Genomic DNA, 26,038 nt, shown 5'->3' with positions numbered 1-26,038 from the left:
ACTGCTCTCATTTACACCCTTTATATATTGAAAAGTCGCATAGACAAATAAGACAATCTTATAACGACCTGATTTTCGCTTACAAAAAGCTTATAGTGAATCAATTGCTTCGCATAGGCTTTCAAAAATCTCATCAATAGAACCTGTACCACTTACTGACTTGAATTTATTCTGCTCTTTATAATACCCAGCAACAGGCTCAGTTTTCGTACGGTATTCTTTTACCCTGTTCCTAATTAAATCTTCATTTTTGTCATCAGCCCTTCCAGAAGTCTCTCCTCTTTTCAAGATTCTCTTGGTCAATTCTTCTTCCTCAACTTCTAAAGCCACCATTCCTGAAATGCTTTCTCCATGCTTTTTGAGCAATTCGTCCAAAGCCTCTGCCTGCTTTACAGTTCTTGGAAAACCATCAAAAATAAACCCTTCAGCATCTTTATTCTCTTCTAACTTATGGTCTATCATCCCAATTACTACCTCATCTGGTACCAATTCGCCTTTGTCCATCAATGTTTTTGCCGTAAGACCAAGTTCTGTTCCTGCAGCGATCTCTGACCTCAACAAGTCACCTGTAGACAAATGTATGAGACTATACTTTGCTTTAACTTTTTCGCTTTGAGTTCCTTTCCCTGCACCTGGAGGGCCGAATAGTACTAGATTTAACATTTTTGATATTTTGTTTAAATACATAAAAAAGCACGAGTGCTTACCTAAAAAAATCTTTCATCACTAATTTACTTTCCAAAGATATAGCATAGCCTTCCAATATCAAATCAGTTTATCAGCATCTAAATATGATTTTGGCCATAGCAACTCAAAGATAAAACCCTTATTCTTCGTATTTTATCTCCTAAAAACAAACCTTGGGAACGAGACCAAAAGCAAAACCAAGGGCATCGTTGATTTGCAGTACTAAAAATTAAGCCTTTCATTTTATTAAACTTTATTAAGAAATTCATCGTTAATTTCAGGCTACGCTAGCTATATGTTATACAGCTATAAAAGTGAGATGATCTCACTTTTCCCTTAACCAAACAGACAAAACTATGAGCGAAGATGAAATAAAAATAAGAGCTGCATTTAAGAGAAAGGACTGGAACGAGATAAAAAGCCATAATTCTTGGGCTATTTTTAAGGTAATGTCTGAGTTTGTGGAAGGCTTCGAAAAAATGGAAAGAATAGGCCCATGTGTTTCCATTTTTGGCTCAGCTCGCACCAAGCCCGAGCATAAGTACTACAAAATGGCAGAAGAAATAGCCGTAGAACTTGTAAAACACGGCTTTGGGGTAATTACAGGTGGCGGACCTGGCATTATGGAAGCAGGCAATAAAGGTGCAAAAAAAGCAGGAGGAAAATCTGTTGGCCTAAATATTGAGCTGCCTCATGAGCAAGGAAATAATATTTATATAGACCCGGACAAACTTCTTACATTCGATTACTTCTTCGTACGAAAAGTAATGTTTGTGAAATATGCGCAAGGATTTATTGTGATGCCGGGCGGGTTCGGAACACTTGACGAGCTCTTTGAAGCCTTTACCCTAATCCAAACTAAAAAAATCGGAAAATTCCCCATCGTGCTGGTCGGAAAAGAATACTGGTCTGGACTACTCTCTTGGATAAAAGAGGTAATGGTCACAAAAGCCTCATATATAAGCGATGGCGACCTTGACCTGATCAGCTTGGTAGATAGCGCTTCTGAAGCTGTAAAAGTTATTGATGACTTCTATGGCAGCTACATGATTTCACCTAACTTTTAATTTTTTTGGTAGGGAGCAAAACTTCAAGACTTTGAAAAACTTACAAAACATCATCATTTTCGTGTTGGTCATCGGCATAGTTGCTTATGCTTTATTGGATAAACTAGAGAGTAAAAAAGCATCTATAATCAACCAAGAGGTGAAGTATGAATATGAAACATTCAATATTGAGCTGCCCAAAGAATTTTATTTTTGTGGCGAAGAAGTGCCCCTCACTGAACCTGATATTAGCGAAAAACTAGACAGGGAGTTGCATTCAAATGTATTTTTCCATTCGCACACTTTTTTAGTGCTAAAAAGAGCCAACCGATGGTTTCCCAAAATAGAGGCAATCCTAGCAAAACACGGATTGCCCGATGATTTGAAATACCTAGTAGTTACAGAAAGCTCACTTAGCAACGTAGTTTCTCCAGTTGGGGCAACGGGGTTTTGGCAAATAATGCCCGTTACAGGAAAAGAATTTGGACTTGAAATAAACAAAGAAGTTGACGAAAGGTATGACCCTATAAAATCGACGGAAGTAGCTTGCCGCTATATGAAACAGGCTTACAAAAAATTTGGAAGCTGGACCTTGGTTGCCGCCTCTTACAACATGGGAATAAGCGGAGTGAGCAGGCAACTAAAAAAGCAAAAGGTTTCGTCGTATTACGACCTTGCCCTCAACAGTGAAACTGCCCGCTATGTTTTTAGGGCAATGGCCATCAAAGAGATTTTTGAAAACCAAGAGAAGTACAAGTTTGAGCTAAAAGGAAAGCAATTGTATTACGAAGAGGAAGTACAAGAAGTAGAGGTTTCCCAAAATATCAACAGCCTTGTGGACTTTGCCTTGTCGCTTGGTATCAACTACAAACTCCTCAAGCTCCACAATCCTTGGCTTGTTGGGAACAAACTCACTATCAAGCAAAAAGGGCAGACCTATAAATTGAAAATTCCTTATGTAGATGGAAGTATGGGTGATGAACACATGACATCTGAGCTAAGTGTAAGCACTTCCGATCAAGACTCCACTTTACCAGACATGCATGCAGTTGTAAATGCTGATTCTACTCCCGCGCCTTTAGAATAGTCAATTTTTTCTTCCCAAAAGGAATTCTATAAAGAATAGAGTAATTAAGTTCTGGCCTTGTATTTTTTAAGGTTACCCCAAAACCTGGCATTTCACTTACATCAATAGAATTGCCACCATTTACAGAGCCTATAAATTTGAGGCGGGCATCCATTCCTAAATATAAGTTTTTAAGAAACATGTATTTCAACCCTACAACTAATTCTACCCAGCTTCCGCTCAAGCCTTTTTCCTCCACCGTATTTTCAAATTCGCCCCAATAGTCATCCGAACGAGAATAATTCACCGAGTTATCAAATGAATTCCATGCATATCTCATACCTATATTAACTGCATGATCATCCGATTTTTTATTTAGGGTGCAATAGTCAAATCCCACTCGGTAATATGAACCGGTGGTTGTATATTCAAATGTTTTGGGATCATCCGTACGGGTAATTTCAGAAATACCGTATTCTATCGGGATAAAAAATTTGTTGTTGATCAAAACTTCAAACTTCACTTCAGCACCCACAAAATCAGGGTCTATCCCCGTTAAGGCAAGCTTGGTTATATCAGCACCAAACCGCACACCTGCTAGGTACAACCTTTCCCTAGGAGGTTTCACTTTGGGCAACATCAATGAGTCACTCGCTACTCCAGTTTTTGCTTTCTGGGCAACTCCATCTACACTGGTTAGTACTAAAAAGCTAAAGAAAAATATAAATATTAGTCGTATCATTAGAAGTAGTTTGATCAGTGAATATGCCTATCGTATCATAGGTCGTATTGCTCACTCTGATATTTTGAATTTGCTCATAGAAACCACAGTCTGGGCTGATAGGATTTAAGCTCCTTTGGTAATTTACCTCCAGCGTATCATATACCAACACCTCTGTTGTCCCCCCATTTCCATCATCAACAGTTTCTTTATGTTCAAATACATATGAAGCTTCCAACCTATCGAAAGGCAACGGGATAAGGTAGATATTAGAATCGAGAAGATCTATCTTAACTTGCTTTTCTACTTCATAGATTGAGTCAAATGCCATTGTTTTAGCAACAAGGCTTCCGCTTTCAAGTGAAGCCTCATAATCTATAAAAGAAAGAACAAGCTCATTCCCCGGGTCGGAAATGGGTTCGCAATCGCTACATGCCCACACAGAACATAATAACAGCGCTAGTAAAATGAGTTTATGAAGTTTCTTCATTTACTTATTCAAAATTTTTGGCAAATGTACACCAGTTGGGCGGAGTCAAAAAATTTATGATCGATTTAAAATCCTAGCTCACCCTTTTCATATTTTTTAACTTTTAAAGAAGAGCCTTCATCCGAAACTACTATTATTTCTTCTCCTTTCTCAATAAAATCTCCACGTGTGGAAGCATCGTACACTTGGTCATTGATCTTTATTTTACCACTTGGTCGAAGCACGGTATAAGCAAGCCCCGTTAACCCCACCAAATCATCTTCTACAAACTTCGATGTGTACCCAGCATCCTTTTCTAGGGAGCTATAAAGCACAATATCTTTCATGTTTTTAGATTTACTTATCCGCTGCAAACCTACAACTAGCAGTACGATAGAACCAAACATTCCCCCCATAGCCGTCGCCAGGGCACTAGCTAAGTTTCCTGAGGGCACAAAGGTAAAGTCGAAAAAGTCATTATTGACCATCACCAGCACAAGCGAACCTACCGTAAGTATGATTCCCGAAATACCAGCAACCCCAAAGCCCGGAATCACAAAAATTTCTGCGGCTATAAGTAATATCCCCACCACAAACAGCACTATTTCCCAATTTTCAGCCAGTCCGTTTAGGTAATAAGGAATAAAATAAAGCAGAGAAGCCACTACAGCCGCAGCTATAGGAAACCCAACTCCGGGAGTTTGCAGCTCATAATAGATCCCGCCAATGATCACCAAGATCAAAACCCCACTGATAAACGGATTCAGGGCAAAAGAAATAACCTTTTCAGTGGCAGAAACTTCATACCGTATTAATTCATAATCTTCAACTCCATTTAGTGCAAGCACCTCTTCCACCGAGTTGACTATTCCCTCACAAAAACCATATTTCATGGCCTCAGATGCTGTAAACGAAATCACTTTTCCACCTTCCGAAATACTGTCTACCACCAAGTCTTCATCTACCATGGCCTCGGCTATTTTAGGGTCACGCCCTTTCGACTCCGCAGTGGAGCGCATGATAGAGCGCATATACGATTGGTATTTATCAGGAGCTTGCGAACCATCGCCTCCCATCACCACCGTAGCCGCCCCAATATTTGCCCCTTGCTCCATATAAATACTGTCGCAGGAAATCGAGATAAGCGCACCTGCCGAAGCAGCATTATTATTTATAAATACAAAAACAGGCGTTTCAAACTCCAAAAACATCGTTCGGATATCATCCGCATCGTTTACCGCTCCGCCATAAGTATTCATATCCACCACCACATAATCAGCTTCGATATCCTCCGCCTCGGTAAGCGCCAATTCCACATACCTGTTCATCCTAGGGTCTATTTCAGCCCTAATTTCCATCACAAATACTTTTTGCTGAGCCTGAGCTTTCATTGCACCCAGCATTGCCAACAAAATGAATCCAAAGACTTGAAATAATTTCATATATAAAACAATTGAAAAGCCTTTCGGCTTAAGTAGACTTGTTGTTAATAGAACCTTCTTCTATTCAAAGGGTTCGTTTTGAATTTAAAGATAAAAACTAGAAAGAGTATTATTCGCAAAGAAGCTCTTTACTTTTACAAACAACCAACTGGGCGAAAGAATTTAAAACCCGAATAAGAAAACAGCAAAGCTTTTCGCTAGGAAATTTGCCCAATATTCAAGAACATTGATACTTTTAAAGAGATAATATAAGCGTGCAGGAAAAGATAAATTATAGTACAAAAGGGTCTATTTGGAAGCTTTTAATAGACCATGGAGAACGACTACTTTGGTTAGAAACCCGCAACGAGGAGGAAATGTCTTTGAGTTATGCCTGCCTCAAACTTAACGATCGCAAAACCATTTGGAAAGAGTTTGACCTAGAGAGTACTTGGTGGTCTGGAATGATCGCCGCCGACCATGGTAAGCTTTTTATTTCAAAATATTCTAATGAGAAAAACCCCGAGCCCGAAGCGGTAATGGCCATCAATAGCCAAACAGGCAGCTTACTTTGGGAAAAAGAAAAAAGCCAATATGAATTAGCCACAAAAGAACTGGTCTACCTTTCCAAAAATGAAGAGGGCGAGAAAAGTTATTACGCAATAAAGGCTGAAAACGGAGATATTTCAGAAGAGAACTCCACCTTGCCCAACGAAGAAGCAAAAAACTTCTACGACTTACCTCTCAGGTATTTTGAAGGAGAAGAACACTTCGAAACGGTAAAAATATTTCTGCAAAAAAAGCTTCAGGTCAATGCCAGTAAGGTAATTAACTACCTCGAAAAAGACGGTAAAATCATATTGAGCTATTATCTAAGCGAAAACAAGCTTCTTTCTCATTTCATGTTGATAATGGATAAAAATGGCAATACTCTTCTGCATGAAAAGCTCGACAAAGAATTAAAAGGCATTGCTACTTCTAATTTTTTTGTATTTGAAAACCTCTTGCTTTTTATTAGCAACAAAACCTTGTTAAAAGGAATCGAATTATAACAACTTCTATGAAGCAACTGTTTTTTTTACTTTCCATACTTCTCGGACTTTCCACATTTGCAAGCGCCCATGCCTCGCTCGATTCCATGGGGATCACGATGATCAACAACCAAATCTTTATCTTGCATAGGGTAGAAAAAGGAGAAACGTTCTACAAACTTGGAACCCGATACAAGGTAAGCGCAGAAGAAATTCAAGATAGAAATGGGAACATCAGCGTACTGAGCCTAGGCACTATTTTGGTCATTCCCGCCCATCAAGGCGCTCTTTTCAATCCTCCCCTCAGACTTATCCATGTTCATACTACCCAAGCAGGAGACCAACTCCAGAAAATTGCCGATACCTACGGAATGAGCCATCAAAGGCTAAAATCTCTCAACCAACTACAAAGCGAGACACTTTCTCCTGGACAAGCCATTTATGTGGAAATATTAGACAAAAAAAGCATCGAAAATAAAAATACGAACTACTACGAAGTAAAAAAAGGGGATACCTATTTTGGGATAGCAAAGTACCACCAAACTACCTTGGACAGTATTTTTTGGTGGAACGGGATCGATGCAAAGAGCAAACTTTCCATTGGGCAAAAGCTCATAGTAGGTTTTGGAGAAAAAAAAGCAAGTCCTGTGTTGAAGAAATATAAGCACCTAGAATCAGGTGTGGGACAAATGATTTCCGACCGAGGGCAGCGATCTACCCAAGACTTTGCCCTGCATGCCTCCCTGCCCTACGGCACGCTGGTAAAAGTGACCAACCCTAGCAACAAAAAGGCTATCATGGTGAAAATAATAGGAAAACTTTCTACCCGAGATACCTCTAAAAACACCTTGCTCAAGCTCTCTAAATCGGCATGCAACAAACTCGGTATCCTTACCAACAATTTCCCTATCCTCCTCGAATACGATTAACCTAAACATCTACCTACATCTCTAAGTTTTACCTAAAACCTTTTCGGGAACGTTCCTTTTTAGTATATTTGGTATGCACGCATACTATATTGTTAGTTATGCACGTGCCACAGAACTACCAAACACTTATTTCAGAGAAATGCTTTGAAAAGTTTACGGGTTAAAGTTTAATGCTTACCAAAGGAAAGATCCAAACCACCTTTTTTAAACCTTAACCCTTCAACATTAACCATTTTGATTTAACAAAATCAAAAACCAAAAACATACACACATGACTTTTGAATTTACCGAAGAACAACTAGCGGTGCGGGATGCCGCCCGTGACTTTGCCCAAACAGAACTGTTGCCCGGCGTAATCGAGCGCGACGACAAACAGGAATTCCCCCACGCCCAAGTCAAGATGATGGGGGAACTTGGGTTCTTGGGAATGATGGTGGACCCAAAGTACGGTGGCAGCGGCATGGATACCATTTCCTACGTCCTCGCCATGGAAGAAATCTCTAAGATAGATGCTTCCGCTTCTGTAGTGATGTCCGTGAACAACTCGCTTGTATGCTGGGGGCTAGAAAAATACGGAACGGAAGCCCAAAAGGAAAAATACCTCGTACCACTAGCCAAGGGAGAGATCTGGGGAGCATTTTGCCTTTCCGAACCCGAAGCAGGCAGCGACGCTACCGCCCAACAGACCACAGCTGAAGACAAAGGCGACCATTACCTCATTAACGGAAATAAAAACTGGATCACAAACGGAGGAACTGCTTCTGTCTATTTGGTACTTGCCCAAACCGATCGGGAGAAAAGGCACAAGGGCATCAATTGCCTGATAGTGGAAAAAGGCCAGGAAGGATTTGTAGTTGGAAAGAAAGAAGACAAACTCGGCATTCGAGGTTCCGATACGCACTCCCTTGGTTTCACCGATGTGAAAGTACCCAAAGAAAACCGACTGGGCGAAGATGGGGACGGATTCAAAATAGCCATGAAAACCCTCAACGGCGGAAGGATAGGTATTGCCTCCCAAGCCTTGGGAATAGCCTCGGGAGCATACGAACTCGCCCTGAAATATTCGAAAGAGCGAAAAGCCTTTGGCAAGCCCATCTGCGAGCATCAAGGAATTTCCTTCAAACTAGCCAAAATGGCTACGGAAATAGAAGCGGCAAGGCTGCTCTGCCTAAAAGCAGCGCATGAAAAAGATATGGGATTAGATTATGCCAACGCCAGCGCTATGGCAAAGCTGTTCGCTTCGCAAGTGGCAATGGACACCACCGTGGAAGCCGTGCAAGTTCACGGAGGATATGGTTTTGTGAAAGAATACCATGTGGAAAGGCTGATGCGGGACGCCAAGATCACCCAGATATACGAAGGCACTTCCGAAATCCAGAAGCTAGTGATCGCAAGACATATTTTGCAGTAATAAGAAAGAAAAACTGGCGCGAGCGTCTCGCTCGTGCCTTTTACCCCCCTAAACCTCTTCCAACTGTTATACCGCTCGGTTCTGCCGAGTGGTAAAATTACTGTAGCCTCTGGCTACCTTTAAGCAAGATGTTCAACAATAGTCCTCACTCGGCTAGGAGCGAGTGGGGCGAGTAGCGTTTTTAGCTAACCCCTACCCAAGTCCCAACTCTTCCTACCCCTACTTCTTATCTTCCTTCACTTCTTCAAAGTCGACATAATCACCGCCTTTAAACTCTCCTCTTTTTTGTTCTTTTTGAGGAATAATAACCTGAATCCCGTTCTTTGTTTGTGTAGCCGAAGAAGCACTTTGTGCCTTTCGCTGGTGTGGGGGCGTCTGTCCTGTAAGCCAGTAGATCACCCTAAAAATGTACCCTGCAAAGCGAGAAACGAGATAGATAACAAGAATGAGAATTAAAAGAAACTTAATCATATAGCATAAGTGCCCTCGGCACGGTTATTCGATGTGAAGTCTTTATTTTGCTAACCCAAAGATACGGCATAGGGTTCAAAAAAGCTTTCCGCTCATAAAAGATTGGAGATACACCTCGCACTCCTTGCCCCGTACTACCAACTAACCGCTCTTTACTCTACAAGAAAGCTTCCCAAGCACTCCTGACTGCCACTTTGCCACAAAAGAAGTGGGAAACTGGGCAAAAAGGGTGGCTCAACTAACAAACGGAGGCGATTTACCAACACTCCCGCTACATTTTTGCATTCCCAGTCTAGATTATTCGGCGATCATCCTATTTTTTCCTATTCCCCCGCTGGATTTTCGCATTCCCCCCGAAGACTATTTGGCAAAGCCCTTAACCGACGCATTCCCGCTCTTAATTATTCTACAGCCGAGTAAATTTCTATTCTCCCCCGCTAACTTCTAGAACTACCACAGAATATTATTTGGACAATAAGCCATTAATCCATTTTTCATCTAATCTCATCATTTCAAAACTAAATCCTAAGCCGTGGATTTTTAGATTATTTGGGGTTGTTTTTTTAATCCTTCCTCCGATTAAGGACACTCCTCTCGCTCGGCTCTTGCCGAGTGAGGAATATTTTTCGAGCGTCTCGCTCATGGCAACCAGAGGCTACAAAATAGTTGCCACTCGGCTGGAACCGAGCGGCTGAAAAACAACGAAAGCCTGCAAGACGAATCTCACAGGCTTTCAATAAATAAACACTTTTACTCAATCCTAAGCTCTACTTCCCAAACTTGCTTTTGAGCATGCTGAGTTTTTCTTCCATACTTTGCTCTTTTGGGGCTGGTGCTCCGTCCTTTCTTTTTCTCTTTTGGGGAGCTTTTTTATCGCCCGACTTCATGCTGAGGGCTATCCTTTTGCGATTGATGTCTACTTCGGTTACGGTCACTTCCACTTTTTGGTGGACTTTCACCACATCGGAAGGATGCTTTACAAACTGGTCGGCCATTTGGCTGAGGTGTACCAAGCCATCTTGGTGAACTCCTATATCTACAAAAGCTCCGAAGTTGGTGATGTTGGTGACAATTCCCGGAAGTTTCATTCCTATTTTCAAATCTTCCATTTTGTCTACACCTTCGGCAAATTGGAAGGCTTCGAACTGCTCCCTTGGGTCTCGCCCAGGTTTGCCAAGCTCGCTGTAAATATCTTGGAGAGTGGGCAAGCCTACTTTGTCCGTCACATATGTTTTGAGCTTTATGAGTTTCCTCAACTCGTCTTTGCTCATGAGATCCTTCACTGTGCAGTTGAGGTCTTTCGCCATCTGCTCCACTATGTGATAACTTTCTGGGTGAACCGCACTGGCATCCAATGGGTTTTTCGCATTTCTTATGCGCAAGAAACCAGCTGCTTGCTCATATACTTTATCGCCAAGTCGGGCTACTTTTTTCAGCTCGCTTCTCTTAGTAAAAGGACCGTTTTCCTCTCTGTATTTTACGATGTTCTTGGCAATAGAAGCTCCTACGCCCGAAACGTAGGTCAGCAATTCTTTACTTGCCGTATTCACTTCCACACCTACGCCGTTCACACAGCTAAGCACCACATCGTCCAGCGATTTCTTCAATTCGTTTTGATCCACATCGTGTTGGTACTGCCCAACGCCAATAGATTTTGGGTCGATCTTTACCAACTCTGCCAAAGGATCCATCAATCTCCTACCGATAGAAACCGAGCCTCTTACGGTCACGTCTTGGTCAGGGAATTCTTCACGAGCGGTTTCGGAAGCGGAATAGATAGATGCGCCACTTTCGTTTACCATCAAAATGATGATACTGGAAGGAAGCCCAAGGCTTTTTACAAAGCTTTCGGTTTCCCTGCTCGCCGTTCCGTTACCTATGGCAATGGCTTCTATGTTAAATTTCTCTACCAAATGCTTGATGATCGCTCCCGACTGGGCAACTTTCTTCTGTGGCTCGTTGGGGTAAATAGCTTCGTGGTGAACCAATTTCCCTTGCTTATCGAGGCAGACTACTTTGCAGCCCGTACGGAAACCTGGGTCGAGGGCAAGCGTTGCTTTTTCCCCCAAAGGTGCTGCCATAAGCAACTGGCGGAGGTTTTCGGCAAATACGTTGATAGCCTCCACGTCCGCTTTTTGCTTCGAAGCCAAACGGATTTCTGTCTCCATAGAGGGTTTCAATAATCTTTTGTAGCAATCTTTTATAGCCAACTGGACTTGCTGTCCATTTTCGTTGCTGCTGGTCACAAATTGCTTTTCCAATATTTCTTGTGCCCTTTCCTCCTCAGGTGTACAGTCAAAAGAAATAATCAATTCTCTTTCTGCTCTTCTCATAGCCAGCAGTCTGTGCGAAGGAATGTTGTGCAAAGGCTCAGACCAGTCGAAATAATCTTTGTACTTCTGCCCTTCTTCCTCTTTTCCGGGGATCACCTTGCTGCTCACCACAGCTTGCTTTTCAAACAAGTGCCTCACTTTTTTCCTCGCCTCTTGGTCTTCGTTTACCCATTCGGCTATAATATCTCTTGCCCCAGCAAGTGCCTCTTCGGTGTTTGCTACTTCCTTTTCTTCGCTTATATATTTTTCGGCTTCACTGGCAGGATCGTTTTTCGCTTGTTCAAAGATTACCTTTGCCAATGGCTCAAGCCCTTTTTCCCTCGCTATGGTAGCACGGGTTCTTCTTTTAGGCTTGTACGGAAGGTAAATATCCTCCAGCTCCGTCATAGTTTCGGCGCTTTCTATTTTTGCTTGCAACTCATCGGTCAGCTTGCCTTGGCTTTCTATGGTTTTGAGGATAGTCGCCTTCCTTTTGTCCATTTCCCGAAGTTGCAACGCCCTATCTCGAATGGCTGCTACGGCAACTTCATCGAGGCTGCCTGTTACCTCTTTCCTATACCTAGAGATAAAAGGAACGGTCGCGCCGCCATCCAACAATTCTAGCGTAGCAGCTACCTGCTTATCGCTGATTTTTAACTCTTGAGCTATTAATAAAATATTCTTATCCATTTGCTTAAGCGTTTCTACTTTTCAAGTTAAAGTAGATTTTTAGTTTGATAAAATATAGGAAACCCTTCTTCCTTCCCTTTTCCAAAAGTGGGCGAAATTACATATTTTATTGAAAACCCAAGTTCAATTTTTTGATACTAAACGAATATGAAAGCCAAAAAAAATAACCGTTAGTTGCCCAGCGGTTATGAAAAACAGAAGTACTTGTAACCTAATAACCGCACCTGCAGACTGTCCGCAACCATCAGTAAAAGCATGAAAAGAGCTAGTCTACTTCAGGCATTGCATACAGCACGACTCCTTTATCTATTTTACTCTTGATCATATCGCCTCCTTTATAGACTTTACAGGTAGAAAAGTATTCATTATCAACCGAGATTATCTTTACCTCACCTACCGTCTCCACTTGTTCTACTTCCTTTCCGTTACTCAACTGCACTATAGAAATTTCCTTTATTTCAAACATTTGGCCTTTCTTAAAGCCTTTTGCAGTTCCCCCTTCTATCACAATTTCTTTGGCTTCACCTTTTTTTTCTAATCGGACTTTTTGAACTACGGCACGTATTTTAAAATGCTTATTAATAAACTTCAAAATTTCATCATCTGAATTAGTGACAGCATTGGATATCGCATCTTCTGGGGTGTTCACCACAAAATTTGCGGCACTTACGCTTTTGAGTGTCTCAGAAGCTTTGATTTGACCTGTTTCCACATCTATTATCTTGATAGTAAAGTTGATCGACCCAAAATAGCTTGAAACATTTCTGGAAACCCCTGGAAGCGAGACTGGAATCTTACTTGTTGAAGCTTTATCTGCCGAAGCACTTATGATAGTCCCTGTAATGGCATATTGAGCACCAAGTTTTTTGCCTTGGGCAACCACTAGGCCTTCTATAAAATCTTCTCCTTTTTGTAAATCCCCTTCTTTCAATACGTCATCGAAATTGGTCCGGTCTACCACAGTAAACCTTTGGGAGTTGACCATAGCATCAACCACTACTTCCGACAGGCCATTAGCATAATTCCTGTAGCGAGACCAATAGTTGTACTGTGAAGAAGTAAATGGAAATATGCCAACAGTTTCTTTCACCTCTTGTGCCTGTACATTGAACATAAATAAGATACTGAAAACGATAAGTGCAGCTCTTTTCATAATTATTTTGATTGACTAATACTAGTATGAGTTTATATTAGAGATAGAGTTAAAAATTACTTTGGTTGATATTCGACTAAGCGCCATAGTAAACCCAAACGCTTGTAGAGTTTGGGAAAATGGTATTCCCCGCAATTGATATGAAGCAGATATCCACTGATTTTCTAAAAGTGGATGTGAGTTGATCAGCATTACAGCCAAATGGCATAAATGCGTGTCAACATAATTAGCTGGTGAGTTGAAAAAATGATTTGCGGCGCTAGCCTTCTTTAAGTTGTGTTTCAAGCACCGAATATTCCTTTGGGTAAAAAATCCCTAGAGGATGATACTTGAACATTTTTAATTACCTTAGTGTTTGACAGTTTAGTTGTGGGCACTACAATGATTTATAAGGCATTAATAGTCATTATTATTTAGCCAAAGTTAGTGCTTTCTGAGGTATTCAACCCATATTAAATCAATAATAAAGCTTTCTTACAGCTAAGCAAATTCATGTTATAGTTGGTTTTTTTGCACAAAAGTTAGTTTGAACAATGAGTAAATCGGCAAAACACATTCTTTTTTTAATAGGCGCACTACTTGTGGCAAGCACAAATCTTCATGCCCAGTTTTATGATGAGGCAGATGATGATGTGCTTTATCATAAAGAATATGTCTATGGCCTAAACTTCAACACTAACGCAGGTCTTTTGGGGGGCATCAGCTTTAAGCATGCTAGGGTTATCACCAAACAGATGTACCATAGTTTTTCTATTGAAATGGTCAATGTAAAGCACCCCAAGGAAAATAGGGTACAGAATTATAGCACTGGAGGAAGTTACATAGAAGGAAAACAGAATTACTTATTCACCATCCGCCCGCAATACGGCAGGGAAATACTCCTCTTCCAAAAGGCAAAGGAACAAGGTATCCAAGTAAACTGGATCAGCGCCATTGGGCCTACGCTCGGTATTGTCGCACCTTACTTAATTGAGTTTAAAGATAGAAATGGGCTTGTAAGAACCGAACAATATAACCCTGACATTCACGCTGGCCAATCTGATAATATTTTAGGTACCGGCAGGTTTACTGAATCTCTTTCCCAAGCTAAAATAGAACCTGGTATTTCTTTCAAATCGTCGCTTTCATTTGAATTCGGAACCTTCAAAACAAATGTAACAGGCTTTGAAGCTGGCTTTATGCTCGATGCCTTTGCCAATGAAATCATCATTATTCCCCGTGCAGATAATAGGCAAGTTTACACCTCTGCTTTCCTTACATTTTTTTATGGGTTCAGAAAGTAGGTGAAAAATACCTCACATTTCACTTTTCCTAATTATTATTGAGCGATCGTGGCAAATTTGCACCGGTAACCTGTTTGTGCAACCCTATGTTTTTTTTGATTACCGACCAGCTTTTGTGCAATTGTATGATATCTATTACTCGTTAGTAAATCAGGTACAATAAACTTTTAAACCAAGCTTTATTAAGCCAACTGACAATCAAACATTTGTACTATCAAATCCCGCATGGGTCAATCAGCTCAATATGCAAAAACGAATTAGAAAAGCAGCCCTTATTTTTATAGTTTTATTATCGGGGATCATCATCACCCAGTTTGTGTATTACAGCAACCTTGCGGCACAAGTACCTCCTCCCAAGCGAGAGTTTCGAGCTATTTGGATCACCACCCTTAACAATATGGATTGGCCTTCTCGCAAGGGCATGTCCGTAGAGCAGCAAAAAGAAGAATTCATTAATATTTTGGACAGGTGCCAAAAGACAAACTTGAATGCGGTGATTGTCCAAATAAGACCTGCTGCCGATGCTTTCTACATGAGTAAATATGAACCGTGGTCGGAATGGCTAGGAGGAAAACAGGGCAAGCCCGCCGAATCGGGTTACGACCCCCTGTCGTTCATGCTGGAAGAAACCCATAAGCGGAATATGGAATTCCATGCTTGGATAAATCCCTTAAGAGCTGTTTATAACACTCGGTTTTCCAATGTTCACAAGTCTCATATCTCCAACACCCGCCCCGAATGGATGCTCCAATACGGCACAATGAAAGTCTTTAACCCAGGGCTGCCCGAAGTAAGAAAGTACTTGGTAAACATAGTGGCAGACATTGTGGAGAGATATGATATAGATGGCATCCACTTCGACGATTACTTTTATCCTTTTCCGCAGGCTAACCTCAAACTAGATGACAAAGCCACTTACAGGAAGTACAAAGGTGGGTTCAAAAACATAAAAGACTGGCGGAGAAACAACATTGACCTGCTGATAAAAGATACGCATCGAGCCATTAAATCCTTAAAACCTTATGTGAAATTTGGGGTAAGCCCCGCTGGAGTATGGCGAAATATCTATGATAGCCCACAAGGCTCTAACACACGCGGCGGAATCACAAGCTACGACCATCTTCATGCTGATGTGAGAGGCTGGTTGCAGAAAGGCTGGGTAGATTACCTTGTTCCCCAAGTATATTTTAGCACGCAGCTGAAAGCTGTGAATTACCGTACGCTGGTTCGGTGGTGGAACAGAAACAGCTTCGACCGCCATGTGTATATAGGCCATGCCGCTTTTAAGGTGTACTGGGACTACGATAAAACTTGGTACAATAGATCGGAAATCCCGCTCCAGCTACGGTACAACAGGTCTTTGGAAAATATTTCGGGAAGTGTGTACTTTAGGGCAGAAAGCTTTATGCGAAACCGCGGGCATTTTAGAGATTCGCTTGAATTGTCCTTCTACCAAAAGCCTGCCCTTATACCCTCTATGCCTTGGATAGACAATACCCCGCCGCTCAGCCCTCGGGAAGCTACAGTTTCTATGAGCCCAAAAGGAATTTCCATTCATTGGAAAAACCCTGGCCCTGCCGATGATGGCCAAAGCCCTAGCTATTATGTTATTTATAAAATGGCAAAAACAGGGGAGAATTATTCGATAGAAGATGCTAAAAATATATTCCAAATATTACCTGCTTCAGATACTTCTTTTTTAGATAAAACAGTAAAAGACTTGAAGCAGTACGATTACCTAATTACCTCGGTAGATCGACTCCATAACGAAAGCATTCCTGCAATCCCAATCAGAACAAGTACGCTAGTAATGGGAAAATGGCCTTATGAGGATGTGCTGTTTATGTACAACCATTACCAAAAAGGAATGAAAAACTACTTTGGATGGCTCATTAGCCTCTAATAGCAAGTGAAAAATCAACTTTAGCCAACAAAAAGGCAACTATAAAGGTTAAAACAAGCCAAAAGCCCCAATAAAGACAATGGGATCTTTTGGCTTGCCCGATTTAAAAGAGTTTGGCCATAAATACCTATCTTTACATTATACGCTAAGAATTAGTATCGATACATAATCAAATCTTTGTTATACTAACAGCAAAGTCACTTTACTATCACATAATTCAATAAGAACAACATCATTCATGTCATTTACTACACAAGACATCATCAACGCCTTATCCACTGTTCAGGAACCGGATCTGAAAAAAGATTTGGTTACCCTCAACATGATCAAGGACGTAAAAATATCTGGAAATAGCGTCAGCTTTAGCGTGATACTCACTACTCCCGCCTGCCCTCTTAAAGAACGCATCCGGTCAGAATGCACCGAAGCTATCCACGACCAAGTAGATGATTCAATCGAAGTAGAGGTACTTATGGACTCAGATGTTACTTCGATAAGAAGTAATGCAAACCTCCTTCCCGAAGTGAAGAATATCATTGCTATTTCTTCTGGTAAAGGCGGGGTTGGAAAATCTACTGTAACCTCAAACCTTGCCATGGCTTTAGCTAGCACAGGCGCAAAGGTTGGTATTATAGATGCCGATATATTTGGTCCTTCTATCCCGACCATGTTTGGAACTGAAAATGCCCACCCAGGCGTGAAGCAAGTTGACGGCAAAAATGTCATTATACCCGTTGAGCAATACGGAATAAAACTTCTTTCAATTGGCTACCTTTCCCCTCCCGAAAATGCAGTGATATGGAGAGGGCCAATGGCCAGCTCAGCCTTGAAGCAATTCTTTGCCGATACCGACTGGGGTGCGCTCGATTACCTCCTCATAGACTTGCCTCCAGGAACAAGTGATATCCACCTCACGATGGTACAGACAGTGCCCGTTACTGGTGCAGTAATTGTCACCACTCCTCAAAAAGTAGCCATTGCCGATGCACAAAAAGGAATAGCGATGTTCCGCCAAGCACAAATCAATGTTCCTATCCTCGGGCTTGTAGAAAACATGGCTTATTTTACCCCCGAAGAGCTGCCAGAAAACAAATATTATATCTTTGGAAAAGACGGTGGTAAAAACCTTGCGAGCAGATTTGAAGTTCCTTTCTTAGGAGAAGTACCAATAGTACAAAGCATTAGAGAAGGTGGTGACAAAGGAAGCCCTGTGGTGATGGAAGAAGGGATAGTTTCAGAATCGTTCAAAGATATTGCAAACGAATTAGCAAGGAACGTTGCTATTAGAAATGCCAGTGGGACACAAACTCAGCCAGTAGAAGTTCAATAACCTCTAGGCGATAAGAAATTCAAAAACAACAAAGAAATGTCAGCAGAAAAAGAAAGTTTGATTGACAGGGTGAAAGAAGCTTTAAAAAGCATAAGACCCTATTTAGAAGCAGATGGAGGCGATGTAAAGCTGCTTGAAATAACTGAAGAACTGGTAGTAAAAATTGAGCTTTTGGGAGCTTGCGTGAGCTGCCCAATGTCTTCTATGACCTTAAAAGCAGGTGTAGAACAAGCGATATTAAGCGCTGTACCAGAAATAAAAAGCGTGGTTGCTGTCAATAAAATAGTTGCATAGCTACCCACATACAAACAAAAGCCTAGCTTGACTATCAAACTAGGCTTTTGTTTCTGTGACCCTACAAGTTTTAGTTAACCTTCTTCACACTTCCCGATCCAGATACTTTTACATCTTGCCTATCGGGACTGCCTTTGTAGGAAATATCACCCGAACCGCTAATTTTAGCAGTAAGGCTTTCACTCACATTTACGTCTACATCTCCCGAGCCGCTAATTTTAACAGTAGTCGTACCACTTTCCAGTTCAAATGCAGAGATATCTCCTGAGCCAGAAATAGCTATGCTTTGTGTGTTTGTCTTTCCCTCTACTTCTACATCATTAGATCCTGAAAGCGAAATATTCAAGTTATTCACATCTACTTTTATTTTCATATCGCCCGAGCCACTTCCTTTAAGGTCAAAATTACTGGTCTTGATCACCGAGTTACCAACAATATTCGATGCACCGCCAGAATGGATAGCGACTAACTTTTTATAGGTAATATTAATTGTTACCCTACTCTTATTATACTTCCAGTTTTTCTGTTTTGGCTCAATTTTCAACACATTTCCGTTTACTTCCGTAACTATTTCCTCAGGATCAATATTCTGTGTTTCTATTTCCACCATTTCTTCATTGCCCTCGGTGAGGTACACCAAGTAAGCCCCGCTTATTTTCACCTGATCAAACCCAGAAACTTTTCGAGTTTCGGATTGAGCCTGAACCGAAGCAGAGGAAAGTACGAACAAACAAATTACTAGAGAGAGAACCTTTGATATATTCTTTTTCATTTTGATAGGATGTTTTTTTATTTGAAAGACAAAAGACCAAATTAATGGTTGCACGTTCCTACTTTTTTTAATTAAGAGCATGTTTAAATTTTATCTATTTCGCTGCAAACAAACAGTTCATCTATTTGATTACTTTTGTGTCCTTATACAGAACGTTTGGTTTGAGCGATGTCTCATTTTAAGCAATACAACAAAGAAAGTGCTCAGGAAATAGGCATTTCTTTACTAGCTTAGCCTAATCACAAGTAGAAATAAAATAATTAATCAAACAATATTAACAATGAACGCAGCACAGCTGAAGGATTTGAAGGCTAGAGTAACAGCCTTGAGGGGGTATCTTTGACTACGATAATAAAGTAGCTGAAATAGAAAAAGAAGAAGTCCAGACTACAGAAGCAGGTTTTTGGGACGATCCGAAAGAAGCTGAAAAACTTCTAAAGGCGATAAAATCTAAGAAAAGCTGGATAATTAGCTTCGATAAGGTAGTAGAACTTTTCGAGGACCTCGAAACTATTTTCGAGTTTTATGAAGCTGAAGAGGCAAGTTTAGAAGACATTGAAGACGCTTCTAAAAAATTTACAAAAGCGCTCGAAGCCTTAGAGCTCAAAAAAATGTTGAGCAGCGAAGAAGATCCCTTCTCGGCCATCATCGAAATAAACCCAGGGGCAGGTGGTACCGAAAGCCAAGACTGGGCAGAGATGATTATGCGGATGTACATTATGTGGGGTGAAGCTAATGGCTACAAGGTTCGCCAAGTCAACTACCAACCAGGTGAGGTGGCCGGAGTCCGTTCCGTTACCTTAGAATTTGAAGGAGAATATGCTTACGGGTACCTAAAATCCGAAATTGGGGTCCACCGTTTGGTACGAATCTCCCCTTTCGACTCAGGAGGAAGGAGACATACTTCCTTTGCCTCCGTATTTGTCTACCCCGTGGTGGATGATTCTATTCAAATAGAAATCAACCCGGCAGATATCACTTGGGAAACGTTCCGTTCAGGAGGAGCAGGTGGGCAAAATGTAAATAAGGTAGAAACTGCCGTGAGGCTGAGGCATGCCCCTTCTGGTATAGTAGTAGAGTGTCAGCAAGAACGCTCTCAGCTTATGAACAAAGACAAGGCAATGAAAATGCTTCAGTCTAGGCTGTACCAAGTAGAACTGGAAAAGCGCAACGAAGAAAAAGATAAGCTGGAAAGTAGCAAAATGAAAATTGATTTTGGGTCTCAGATCAGGAACTACGTTCTCCATCCTTACAAACTTATAAAAGACTTGCGTACAGGTGTAGAAAAAACGAATGTACAAGCAGTATTAGATGGCGACTTAAATGACTATATTAAAGCTTTCTTAATGAGTCAATAACCTTAACAATACAACAACCATGGTAACCCAACTAAACAGCACAGAAGTTTCCCAATTATTTGAGGAACTCGGCTTGTCATCTATCAACCCCGGCTTTTGCACAGGTAACAACTGGGGCAACGTACAAACAGATAAAAACCTATTGATAGATGTTTTTTCTCCTATTGACAATAGCTTATTGGCTAAAGTAAGCCAGGCTACTGCCGAAGACTATGAAAAAATAATCGAAACCTCTAGCGAGGCTTTTGACGTTTGGAAAAAAATCCCAGCTCCCCAGCGTGGAGAAGTAGTAAGGCAAATTGGGCTTGAGCTTAGGAAATACAAAGATCCTCTTGGCAAACTTGTCACTTTGGAGATGGGAAAGATCTACCAAGAAGGCTTGGGCGAAGTACAGGAAATGATCGATATCTGTGATTTTTCCGTTGGGCTGTCGCGCCAGCTTTATGGGTTTACCATGCACTCCGAAAGACCTGAGCACCGCATGTACGACCAGTATCACCCCTTGGGGATTGTCGGAATCATCTCAGCCTTTAACTTTCCTGTGGCGGTTTGGGCATGGAACTCCATGATAGCAGCGGCTTGTGGAAATGTCTGTATCTGGAAACCTTCGGAAAAAACCCCGCTAACCGCCATTGCCTGCCACAGAATTATCAGTAATGTGCTAAAAGAAAATGACCTTCCCGAAGGGGTTTTTAATTTGGTAATTGGCGATGCTGAAGTTGGAAAACTGATGACCTCTGATAAAAGAGTACCTCTGATCTCAGCAACGGGCTCGACCAGAATGGGCAAAAAAGTGGGAGCTGTAGTAGCAGAAAGGCTTGGTAAAACTCTTTTAGAGCTAGGAGGAAACAATGCACTTATCATCACCGAAAATGCCAACATGGAAATGGCCATTAGGGCAACTGTATTTGGATCAGTCGGCACGGCAGGGCAAAGGTGTACTTCTACCCGCAGGCTCATTGTTCATGAGAGCATGTATGAACAGGTAAAGGAGCGCTTGATAAGTATTTATAACTCTTTGCGTATAGGAAACCCATTGGATGAAAATACACTGGTAGGCCCACTTATCGATGACCTCGCCGTGAAAGCATTTGAAAATGCTATTGCAGAAATAAAAAAAGAAGGGGGGGAAATTATAAAAGGCGGCAATGTGTTACCCGAAAAAGGCAATTATGTAGAACCAGCTCTAGCGGAAGTAGACAACTCGTTTGCCATAGTACAAGAAGAGACATTTGCTCCAATCCTTTATCTTATAAAATACAGCGGTGATGTTACCAATGCCATTGCCATCCAAAACGATGTGAAACAAGGACTTTCTTCAGCTATTTTTACAGACCATATGCGCGAAGCAGAACTATTCCTTTCACATGTTGGCTCGGACTGCGGCATAGCCAATGTGAACATTGGAACATCGGGCGCTGAGATAGGAGGAGCATTCGGCGGAGAAAAAGAAACTGGTGGCGGAAGAGAGTCAGGATCAGATGCTTGGAAGGCGTACATGAGAAGGCAAACCAATACTATAAATTACGGCATAGAACTACCTTTGGCACAGGGGATAAAATTCGATATCTAAAGAAATATTTATTATCAATAATTTGCTCCTAGCCAAAATATTTACCAATTTTAGTCGTGATCTTAATGATTTGCAATCAACTTATTTTGCAAATTTTAAAATTTTTAATAATACTAACTACACTTAGACAATGTCTGAAAAGAAATATCATTCAGTAATGTTGATTGATGACAATGAGATTGATAATCTGATCAATCAGAAAATGATTGAGGCATCAAATATAAGCGAGAATATTTTTATACATTCTGGTGCAAAAAGCGCTATCGAGTTTTTGAAAAATATCGAGAAACTTACTGCAGATGCTCCAAGAATATTACCAGACATCATTTTTCTTGATATAGATATGCCTCTTATGGATGGCTTTCAATTTTTAGATCTATTCGATAAGTTGAATGATGATACTAAAGGTAAGTGTAAAATTGTTATGCTTACTTCATCTATCAACCCTCAAGATATCAACAAATCGAAAAATTATTCTTACGTAAAAAAATACATCAACAAGCCGTTAACGCAGCAAAACTTGCAAGGGCTTGAGCTTTAAAAGCTAAAAAAGATTACAAAAAGAGCTTCACTAAATAGTGAAGCTCTTTTTTTGTGCATGAAACAAACAAATGCTTAGTAGAGGTATCCAAAAACAATAAAAGCCACACAGAAATCTGTGTGGCTCAAATTTTCTAATTGACCTTGTTTCTCTTAAATCTCCGCTAATCTTTCTACGCTCAAGGCCTCTACAAACTTATCATCCATCACTATAAGCCTTGTTGGGCTAAATAGCTTCTTAGGCACAGTAGATTCAAACTTCGAAATCATCACCTTGATCTTGGTTGCTTTATCGCGTTTGGCATCACTGATTGAAATTTTCAATATCTTAATGAAGAATACGACATCCTCACACTGATCTTTGCCCATAAGCCTAATCTGGCGTTGGATACTGTTCACCAATTGGTGGAACAAATCGTAATCCTTCAACAAGCAGTAATGTAAAGCCAGTACAGATTTTACTTCCAATGTAGCATAAGGATACTTCTTCAAGCTAACATCATTGAGCATATTGTTTATAAACCTAGCAGCTTCTTCGTACTTACCAGCATAATAACAAGAGATGGATCTGTACACCACATAGTTAATGTATTTGGAAACATCCTCTTTGTCGCACTCGTAGTCTTGGAACAAGCTTAAGTTCTCTTCATATAGCTCGCCTTCGGTCTTGTGCCTTATCGCCCTTTCTAGCCTTGTTTGCAAGAAATAAGGAGGGTAGGTATAAAGACCATAGTTAGAAAGCAAAGCACTTGTTTGCTCATTTACCTCATCGAAGAACTTCTCAGCTTTTCTGAACACATTATAATGTGCATAATATTCAAGTCGCAAGAACTCAAACACAAGCTTGAGGTGGAAATAAATAGAGTCTAAGAAATAGGTATCGAATATCTTTTGAATATTGTCTAAAATATCCTCAATCGGCTCTTTTCCATCATCACCTTTTTCTCCTCGTTCTATAAACAACCTATGGAAAATACTCAAACAGTTCTGATAGACATATAACCTATGTGAATTGTATAAGCCACATACATTGTCCATTTCAGATGCCATAAGCGTAAGCCCTAGCTTGTCCGTTTCGTCTCCTGTAAGAGAGAACTCTCCAAATTTCTTGAAATATTCTGCCAGAAGATCCTCCGCCTTATCCACAGCTAGCATATAGGCTACATGCTTATTATAAAGCTGAGAGTAATGAAAGTGATCGGCAGTATTTATATGGAGTTTCTTGAGCGTTTTATAGACAATCGTCAACTCATTGGAAAGGTCATAATCTAGGAGCTCTTTCTCAAGCTTCTTAAGAGTTGCAACTGAAATAGCCCTCTTTTTGGTAAAAATGATCTCATTTATATTTGCTACCTTTTTCAGTAGGTCAGTCCTGGGACTTTCCATTTGCTGGAGCAGATACTCTTCAATTTTTTGATTTAGTCGTGAGCGTAGGGTGTAGTAAGCATTATTGTTTACCTCTAGCTCGGCCATGATCTTTTGATCTGAAAGAGACTTCTCTCTCATTGTCTTGAGAAGAAATGCTGACTTCTCGGCATTGCTTTCAATCAAAGAATCATAAATTGCTGTGTAATCATCAAGTGATAGTTGCTTGATGATGTTTTTTAATTTAGCCATTTCCTTCGATTATTTCTTCAAAGTGATAAATACTCCTCATCCTTCTGCACTATTATTATCTAACCTAGAAGGTGTGGAGAGTATGGGATTCGAACCCATGACCTCTACGCTGCCAGCGTAGCGCTCTAGCCAACTGAGCTAACCCCCCTGATGTAATATTTGAGCAGTATTTCAATTTTTAATAAGGAAAAACACATTTTTTTATCGTTCTGACCAAAATCAAGACTTCAATAAAAAAGTTACTTTTTCCTCTTATAAATAAACTAAAATTAAATGACATTATTATCATTGACCTTCAGTTTATTTCAAATCTGAACAAATACCTTACTTCTATTTTTTAGACAATTCTTCACTTCTACTAAAACAGCATATAGCTAAATATGGCATCAAACTTAAATAAAATCTTGTTAAAGAGTATAATTATCCTAATAATATTAGGCAACTCCATAAAATCCAGAAAAATATTTCCTTAATTTTTGTTCACTTCTTACCCAAGATATAACAATCTATAGGCATAAAAATCAACGAACATCCTTTCAAAATTGTACTATTTCAATGGTTAGGATGATTTACTCGTTGAAACCTGTTTTATATAAACAGGTTCCTTAATATGAAAGAATGCATTTTTAGGGGTAAAAAAGTCAACTCCAAGTAAAACGAAAGCTGTGTAAGTAATACAAAAAAAATCAACTTTGCTTACCTGTTGCCTTTAGCCACCTCTCAGGTATCTGCCCTTTTACAGCAGTTTGATAATCTTCATAGCTACAAGGGATCACCGCATTTCTATGATAATACTTTTCAGCATCGTCATGCAGCCCTGCCTCCATCCACCACTTATCCGTCAACTTGCTTTTGTAAAACACCAAACTTTTGTGGAGCGTATCTAAAGGCACTAAGTATTTGATATGGAAATTGCTCTTAAAGCTATACTCTTCTTTCCTGTTGCTAAAACCCTCTACAAAATACCAGACCATTGTAGCCAATACTTGAGCCGATTGCCCATCCTTATCTAGTTCTGGTCTATAGTTATAAAAACCAACTGACGTTAATTTTTCACTCATCCCTCCATACCAACAAAGTTGGCATGCTTCCTCGCCTGTTAAGCCAAAAGGGGTTTTATCCAAGACCGCACCTACATCTGCTGCTTTTATGGCGGACAGGTCAAAACTTAGCATATCTGCACTTCGAATAACAGGTTCTGTCTCAGCTATTCGCTCTCGAATTTGCCCTACGCTTTTAGACTCATAATGCAAATACTGCAACGCTTCTATAGTTTTAGGCTCAACGAAATAGCGTTGATAAGCCAAGTGGTTGTACTCAAATAGGTAATTCGGCTGATGGGTCAAAATTTTATAAACATGCCCTCCCTTGTTTGTGGACTTAGTTTTCCCCATGTCTATACGGGCATCTACATTTACTACAGAAATTATTTTTTCAAAATTCTGATAAGCGAGATACTGGGCAAAACCGAGGTCATCTGCCCCTCCAATAATCAAAGGAAGCGTATTTTGCTCCATCAGTTTTTCACAAACCTCCCTAAGCCTAGCGTAGCTTTCTTCCAAATTAGGTCCTGGTCGCAAAAAACCTAAATCAATCAGTTTACATTCTTTACTGAATGATTTCAGGCTATAAAAGGCCTTTCTAAGCTTCGCAAAGTCAGTTGCAGGTACTTTTTCTTGACCTGGTCCAGAATATTCAGAGAAACAAAAAACAGCCACATCTGCTGCTTTAACAGATGGCATTCCTTCATGGGTGTGAAGTTGTACCGAATCTATCACACCATTTACTTTATCCAGCTCATCTATTTCCTCTTCTTGAAGTGGATCAAAAAATATTCTAAGGCTCATTATTTCTTCTTACTTATGGTTTTGCTAATGCAAGATTGTCTATTTTATGAGTTATACCAAAAAATTTCTGACCAAGAATTGACTAAAAATAAAAGAGTAACTACTCAAACAGCC

Annotated in this window: 22 protein-coding genes and 1 tRNA gene; 12 read left to right on the top strand and 11 right to left on the bottom strand. The window is 40.5% G+C overall.

The annotated features are described in order from the left end of the window. Nucleotides 1-90: 90 nt before the first annotated feature. The gene (locus tag R9C00_28280) at nt 91-663 is read right to left on the bottom strand and encodes an adenylate kinase (GenBank protein ID WPO35599.1); all 573 of its coding nucleotides are present in this window, start codon (nt 661-663) and stop codon (nt 91-93) included. 380 nt (nt 664-1,043) lie between these two features. Between R9C00_28280 and R9C00_28275 the strand changes: the two genes are divergently transcribed. Then, nucleotides 1,044-1,754, top strand: coding sequence for a TIGR00730 family Rossman fold protein (locus tag R9C00_28275; protein WPO35598.1), 711 nt, complete (start codon nt 1,044-1,046; stop codon nt 1,752-1,754). Nucleotides 1,755-1,785: 31 nt separating this feature from the next. Continuing rightward, a complete protein-coding gene (locus R9C00_28270; protein WPO35597.1) occupies nt 1,786-2,820 on the top strand; it encodes a lytic transglycosylase domain-containing protein in 1,035 nt (344 codons plus the stop codon). On the opposite strand, the gene R9C00_28265 is transcribed toward R9C00_28270, so the two are convergent. The 3 genes from R9C00_28265 to R9C00_28255 all read right to left on the bottom strand — a co-directional run bounded on the left by R9C00_28265 (nt 2,798) and on the right by R9C00_28255 (nt 5,431). After that, on the bottom strand, nt 2,798-3,541 hold the full coding sequence (locus R9C00_28265; protein ID WPO35596.1) for a DUF6048 family protein: 744 nt from the start codon (nt 3,539-3,541) through the stop codon (nt 2,798-2,800). The two genes, R9C00_28270 and R9C00_28265, sit on opposite strands and share 23 nt — an antisense overlap. Then, a complete protein-coding gene (locus R9C00_28260; GenBank protein WPO35595.1) occupies nt 3,510-4,010 on the bottom strand; it encodes a DUF6452 family protein in 501 nt (166 codons plus the stop codon). Before R9C00_28260 ends, R9C00_28265 begins: the two co-directional genes overlap by 32 nt. A 65-nt stretch (nt 4,011-4,075) precedes the next feature. Further along, nucleotides 4,076-5,431, bottom strand: coding sequence for an NfeD family protein (locus R9C00_28255; protein WPO35594.1), 1,356 nt, complete (start codon nt 5,429-5,431; stop codon nt 4,076-4,078). A gap of 254 nt (nt 5,432-5,685) precedes the next feature. On the opposite strand from R9C00_28255, the gene R9C00_28250 reads away from it, so the two are divergent. From R9C00_28250 to R9C00_28240, 3 genes are all read left to right on the top strand, one after another. After that, a complete protein-coding gene (locus R9C00_28250; GenBank protein ID WPO35593.1) occupies nt 5,686-6,462 on the top strand; it encodes a DUF4905 domain-containing protein in 777 nt (258 codons plus the stop codon). An 8-nt stretch (nt 6,463-6,470) separates the two neighbouring features. Next, nucleotides 6,471-7,370 carry a LysM peptidoglycan-binding domain-containing protein gene (locus R9C00_28245; protein ID WPO35592.1) on the top strand — a complete coding sequence of 300 codons (900 nt, stop codon included), beginning with the start codon at nt 6,471-6,473 and terminating at the stop codon, nt 7,368-7,370. Nucleotides 7,371-7,641: 271 nt separating this feature from the next. Continuing rightward, complete coding sequence (locus R9C00_28240) at nt 7,642-8,781, top strand: acyl-CoA dehydrogenase (GenBank protein ID WPO35591.1); 1,140 nt, start codon at nt 7,642-7,644, stop codon at nt 8,779-8,781. Between the two features lie 219 nt (nt 8,782-9,000). Here the strand turns inward: R9C00_28240 and R9C00_28235 are convergent, their stop codons facing one another. The 3 genes from R9C00_28235 to R9C00_28225 form a co-directional block, all read right to left on the bottom strand. Next, the gene (locus R9C00_28235; protein ID WPO35590.1) at nt 9,001-9,252 is read right to left on the bottom strand and encodes a hypothetical protein; all 252 of its coding nucleotides are present in this window, start codon (nt 9,250-9,252) and stop codon (nt 9,001-9,003) included. 767 nt (nt 9,253-10,019) lie between these two features. Continuing rightward, a complete protein-coding gene (locus tag R9C00_28230) occupies nt 10,020-12,254 on the bottom strand; it encodes a Tex family protein (protein ID WPO35589.1) in 2,235 nt (744 codons plus the stop codon). 265 nt (nt 12,255-12,519) lie between these two features. Next, the gene (locus R9C00_28225; protein ID WPO35588.1) at nt 12,520-13,407 is read right to left on the bottom strand and encodes a CsgG/HfaB family protein; all 888 of its coding nucleotides are present in this window, start codon (nt 13,405-13,407) and stop codon (nt 12,520-12,522) included. Nucleotides 13,408-13,940: 533 nt separating this feature from the next. On the opposite strand from R9C00_28225, the gene R9C00_28220 reads away from it, so the two are divergent. The 4 genes from R9C00_28220 (at nt 13,941) to R9C00_28205 (ending at nt 18,217) form a co-directional block, all read left to right on the top strand. Continuing rightward, nucleotides 13,941-14,690 carry a hypothetical protein gene (locus R9C00_28220; GenBank protein ID WPO35587.1) on the top strand — a complete coding sequence of 250 codons (750 nt, stop codon included), beginning with the start codon at nt 13,941-13,943 and terminating at the stop codon, nt 14,688-14,690. Nucleotides 14,691-14,934: 244 nt separating this feature from the next. After that, nucleotides 14,935-16,593 carry a family 10 glycosylhydrolase gene (locus tag R9C00_28215; GenBank protein WPO35586.1) on the top strand — a complete coding sequence of 553 codons (1,659 nt, stop codon included), beginning with the start codon at nt 14,935-14,937 and terminating at the stop codon, nt 16,591-16,593. 238 nt (nt 16,594-16,831) lie between these two features. Next, complete coding sequence (locus tag R9C00_28210; protein WPO35585.1) at nt 16,832-17,923, top strand: Mrp/NBP35 family ATP-binding protein; 1,092 nt, start codon at nt 16,832-16,834, stop codon at nt 17,921-17,923. 36 nt (nt 17,924-17,959) lie between these two features. Next, nucleotides 17,960-18,217 carry a NifU family protein gene (locus tag R9C00_28205; GenBank protein ID WPO35584.1) on the top strand — a complete coding sequence of 86 codons (258 nt, stop codon included), beginning with the start codon at nt 17,960-17,962 and terminating at the stop codon, nt 18,215-18,217. A 70-nt stretch (nt 18,218-18,287) separates the two neighbouring features. Here R9C00_28205 and R9C00_28200 read toward each other — a convergent pair whose 3' ends face one another. Next, complete coding sequence (locus R9C00_28200; protein WPO35583.1) at nt 18,288-18,989, bottom strand: head GIN domain-containing protein; 702 nt, start codon at nt 18,987-18,989, stop codon at nt 18,288-18,290. Nucleotides 18,990-19,269: 280 nt separating this feature from the next. Between R9C00_28200 and prfB the strand changes: the two genes are divergently transcribed. The 3 genes from prfB to R9C00_28185 all read left to right on the top strand — a co-directional run bounded on the left by prfB (nt 19,270) and on the right by R9C00_28185 (nt 22,461). Further along, nucleotides 19,270-20,347, top strand: a protein-coding gene (prfB, locus tag R9C00_28195; GenBank protein ID WPO35582.1) for a peptide chain release factor 2 whose coding sequence is annotated in 2 segments (ribosomal slippage) — nt 19,270-19,329 and nt 19,331-20,347 — 1,077 coding nt in all. Because the reading frame shifts where the segments join, the coding sequence is not laid out codon by codon here. A gap of 19 nt (nt 20,348-20,366) precedes the next feature. Then, nucleotides 20,367-21,920, top strand: a complete 1,554-nt coding sequence (locus R9C00_28190; protein ID WPO35581.1) for an aldehyde dehydrogenase family protein — start codon at nt 20,367-20,369, stop codon at nt 21,918-21,920. Between the two features lie 130 nt (nt 21,921-22,050). Beyond that, the gene (locus tag R9C00_28185; protein WPO35580.1) at nt 22,051-22,461 is read left to right on the top strand and encodes a response regulator; all 411 of its coding nucleotides are present in this window, start codon (nt 22,051-22,053) and stop codon (nt 22,459-22,461) included. Between the two features lie 152 nt (nt 22,462-22,613). Here R9C00_28185 and R9C00_28180 read toward each other — a convergent pair whose 3' ends face one another. The 3 genes from R9C00_28180 to R9C00_28170 all read right to left on the bottom strand — a co-directional run bounded on the left by R9C00_28180 (nt 22,614) and on the right by R9C00_28170 (nt 25,924). Further along, nucleotides 22,614-24,077, bottom strand: a complete 1,464-nt coding sequence (locus tag R9C00_28180) for a hypothetical protein (GenBank protein WPO35579.1) — start codon at nt 24,075-24,077, stop codon at nt 22,614-22,616. A gap of 74 nt (nt 24,078-24,151) precedes the next feature. Beyond that, nucleotides 24,152-24,225 (bottom strand) — tRNA-Ala (locus R9C00_28175). 538 nt (nt 24,226-24,763) lie between these two features. Beyond that, entirely contained in the window at nt 24,764-25,924 is a 1,161-nt protein-coding gene (locus R9C00_28170) for a formimidoylglutamase (protein WPO35578.1), read from the bottom strand. Nucleotides 25,925-26,038 lie beyond the last annotated feature (114 nt).

It is taken from the genome of Flammeovirgaceae bacterium SG7u.111, from assembly GCA_034044135.1.
In the GTDB taxonomy this organism is placed as follows: Bacteria; Bacteroidota; Bacteroidia; order Cytophagales; family Flammeovirgaceae.
Note: the sequence above shows the minus strand (reverse complement) of the source record. Positions and strands in the feature narration are given on the sequence as shown.